This window comes from Paenibacillus xylanivorans (assembly GCF_001280595.1).
GTDB lineage: Bacteria > Bacillota > Bacilli > Paenibacillales > Paenibacillaceae > Paenibacillus > Paenibacillus xylanivorans.
The window spans coordinates 80,214-83,252 of the sequence record NZ_LITU01000065.1 but is presented as its reverse complement, the minus strand read 5'-3'; the positions used below and the strand labels follow the sequence as shown (position 1 = coordinate 83,252).

Genomic DNA, 3,039 nt, shown 5'->3' with positions numbered 1-3,039 from the left:
TAAGAGTTCAGAAGGAAGGGATACCATAGCCTGATTAATGCATATTATATCTTATAATTGCAGATTAGAGAATATCACATGAGAAAGAGAGGGGCAGAATACAAATTAACCCGCAAGGTAAGATTATTTTGAACGCTCTCGTTACGTTTATTTTTCGCCGCTGTTCACTTGCCAGATTATCCGTGCTGACGTGCCGCTTGACGTCCCGCGATACGAGCTGTAATTAACTGGTGACTCTCATCAATCTCTTCCGGTGTACAGGCCGCTTTCAACTCATATACTTTGACCGGAGAACGATCAATGATATCCAGGAATGAATCAAAAAATGCCATGTCCTTACTATGGATATAAGGACACCAATGATCCGACAAGCCTACCGTCTCATGGATATGGACTCCGATGACATGATCGATCAATTCATTTGCTTCACGTACGTTATCATAAAGTCCCATTCGGTCCATCATCATGCCGTGACCAATGTCGTACCACAAGCCGAGTGGTGCACCTTTCAACTCGCGAATGATTGCTCCCGCCTCCTGCAGCGTCGGCATCTGGTAACAGCGTGATCGGGTCTCAATACCGAAATTAACCCCGTACCCGTACTGCTCAGACAACTCACACACTTCTTCCAGACTCTCCTGAATCCGCTTGAGGTAATGTGCGCTTCCCGCCTCTCGCTTCTCCAGCATCTCTTGCCACAACGATTGATAGTCCGAGGAGTCCTGTCCTTGATCGTGATATATCTTTTTTAATGCTTCATCAATGTTATATTCAAACGGCACCTCGCCTGGATGCACGACGACTGCCTTCGCACCATACCGGTGTGCATACTCGGCTGAACGGAGCAGCAGTTCAATGGCCCGCTTACGACGAGGCTCATCGTCGAAACCGAGCAGAACCGAATCGGTCCCATAATCCGGATCAGCTACATGCGGGAACGTGTTATGCACACTGGATATGCCAATTTCTCCCCTCTCAATCATTGGTTCAATCGTTTGCAGCAATTCATCTGTCACGTTATAGTTCAGCTCTACCTGTCTGAACCCCAGGGATTTGATCTCCTCGATCATGCCTTGACCAGTCGTGTGACGTTTGATGTTCCAGCAGGTTGAAAATGAATATCCCTTTTTGTCGGTAAACATAGCTTTATCCTCCTATATGCGATGTTCAACCCGTTCAATGTCTGATGAATTTTCTCTATTTTTAAATTTACTCCAATGCCTTTTGCTGCAGATTCAACATCGTCTGTTGCAGGGCTACCTGTACGGCGCCAGTCACTACAGCCCGCTCACCTAGCTCGGAACAGGCCAGTTCGGGCTTAGTCGGAAATTGATCAGATACGATCTGTCCGAGAAACGGCAACAACACATCTCCGTTCCCCCCGATTCCTCCGCCAAGTACAACGAGATGGGGAGCAAGGACGACACAGATATGCCGCAGAGCCGATGCGATCATTTGACAGTACTGCTTCAGAATCCGAACAGCCCGCGCTTCTCCACTTCGTGCAGCTTCGAACAGTCTCTCTGGAGTCAGATGTTTACGAAGATATTCTGTACCCGAATCCTGTTCTTCAAGAAGATTTGCATCCAGATGACGCTTGGCAAGCTCCATCAGACCTTCCACTGACAAAACATCCTCCAATCGACGGTCCTCCTCCAGCAGCATTTCCGCAAGCTCACCCGTCAACCCGCCCATACCTCGAAGCAATTGACCATTCACCATGATGCCTGCGCCTGTTCCTGTCCCGATGGAGAAAAACACAAACAGGTTGGATTCTACTGCTGCCCCTTTCCTGTACTCACCCAATGCAGCCAGATTGACATCATTCTCCAGAATTACTTCACACGGAAATACCCCTGACAATGATTCAAGCGAAAGTGCCTCTTCCAATCCCTCTAACGGAGCGACAATTCGGTTGATGTTTCCTGAATCCGGCGATACAACACCTGGAATGCCAAAGCCAATACATTGAACCTGCTCCCAATTCAATTGGTTCTCCGTCAGTAATTCATCCATATGGCTTCGGAGGGTATCAAGGATTTCCATCCCTGCTCGATCCCCACGAGGGTCCGCTAACATTGGATAGGTTCTAAAGTCCAACATTTCACCATTCAGATCGGATATAGCTACGCGAATTTTTGTCGCTCCTATATCCACACCACAGACATAATAAACTTTCTCATTGAAACGGATTAGTGTTGCTTTGCGACCCTGGGCATTATCGGCTCTGCCCGTTTCCAGCACCAGATTTCGTTCAATCAGATGTTCGATTGCTGACGACACCGTAGGTTTACTGAGTCCGGTCTGACGACTGATATCTGCCCTGGACATGGTACCGCTTGCAATCAACGCATCCATGATCAGATTCTCATTCAGATTGCGGATATATTGCGGTGAGCCAGCCATTTTATCGCCTCCTTTTTATAGTTAGTTAAGTTTATTAACGAAGTGATTTCAATATATCATTGGGCTTGATACGTGTACAGCTTTTTGTCAGTATGGGATGATATGATTCAAAATCAAGGCCTGATCTCATCTTGATAAATTAATTTTGACTTACACAATGTAAATCAAAAAAAGCCGCAGTAATATGCACCGCAGCTCCTAACTTCCTTATATATACACTTTGTTACGATTTGGACAATTCAATGAATCCTTCACCAAATACGTCACGCACATCATGAATAGTTATGAACGCAATTTCGTCCTCCGCTCGCACAATCTTCTTCAGCATCGGAACTTCTTGTTTGCTAATGACAATATATAAGATCTCTTTCGGATTCTTCGTATAGTAGCCATGACCAGACAAGACAGTGACTCCCCGATCCATCTTCTCAATGACCTGCTGGGCGATGGCATCCTGTTTGGCAGATATAATCGTGACTGCTTTTTTGGGATTGAGCCCTTCAATAATGAACTCCATCGTTTTGGTGCCGACGAACAACATGACAATCGTACACATCAACCCTTGCGGCCCTATAATGAAGAATGAAGAGAACGCCACGATCAGATCGAAGAATAACAGTCCATAACTGATGT

The 3,039-nt window shown here is 46.2% G+C and carries 3 protein-coding genes; all 3 read right to left on the bottom strand.

Annotated elements, in window-relative coordinates:
* Nucleotides 1–176 precede the first annotated feature (176 nt).
* Nucleotides 177–1,142: a sugar phosphate isomerase/epimerase family protein gene (locus tag AMS66_RS17720; RefSeq protein WP_053782060.1), complete on the bottom strand. Its 966-nt coding sequence runs from the start codon at nt 1,140–1,142 to the stop codon at nt 177–179.
* A gap of 67 nt (nt 1,143–1,209) precedes the next feature.
* Nucleotides 1,210–2,406 (bottom strand): ROK family transcriptional regulator, encoded by a 1,197-nt coding sequence (locus AMS66_RS17715; RefSeq protein WP_053782059.1) that lies wholly within the window; start codon nt 2,404–2,406, stop codon nt 1,210–1,212.
* A gap of 223 nt (nt 2,407–2,629) precedes the next feature.
* Nucleotides 2,630–3,039 (bottom strand): YitT family protein (locus AMS66_RS33855; protein ID WP_236703490.1); only part of this gene is annotated, 410 nt, incomplete at its 5' end.

Coding starts and splice junctions, on each gene's coding strand:
- AMS66_RS17720 (WP_053782060.1), bottom strand. CDS start 1,142: ATGTTTACCGACAAAAAGGGATATTCATTTTCAACCTGCTGGAACATC.
- AMS66_RS17715 (WP_053782059.1), bottom strand. CDS start 2,406: ATGGCTGGCTCACCGCAATATATCCGCAATCTGAATGAGAATCTGATC.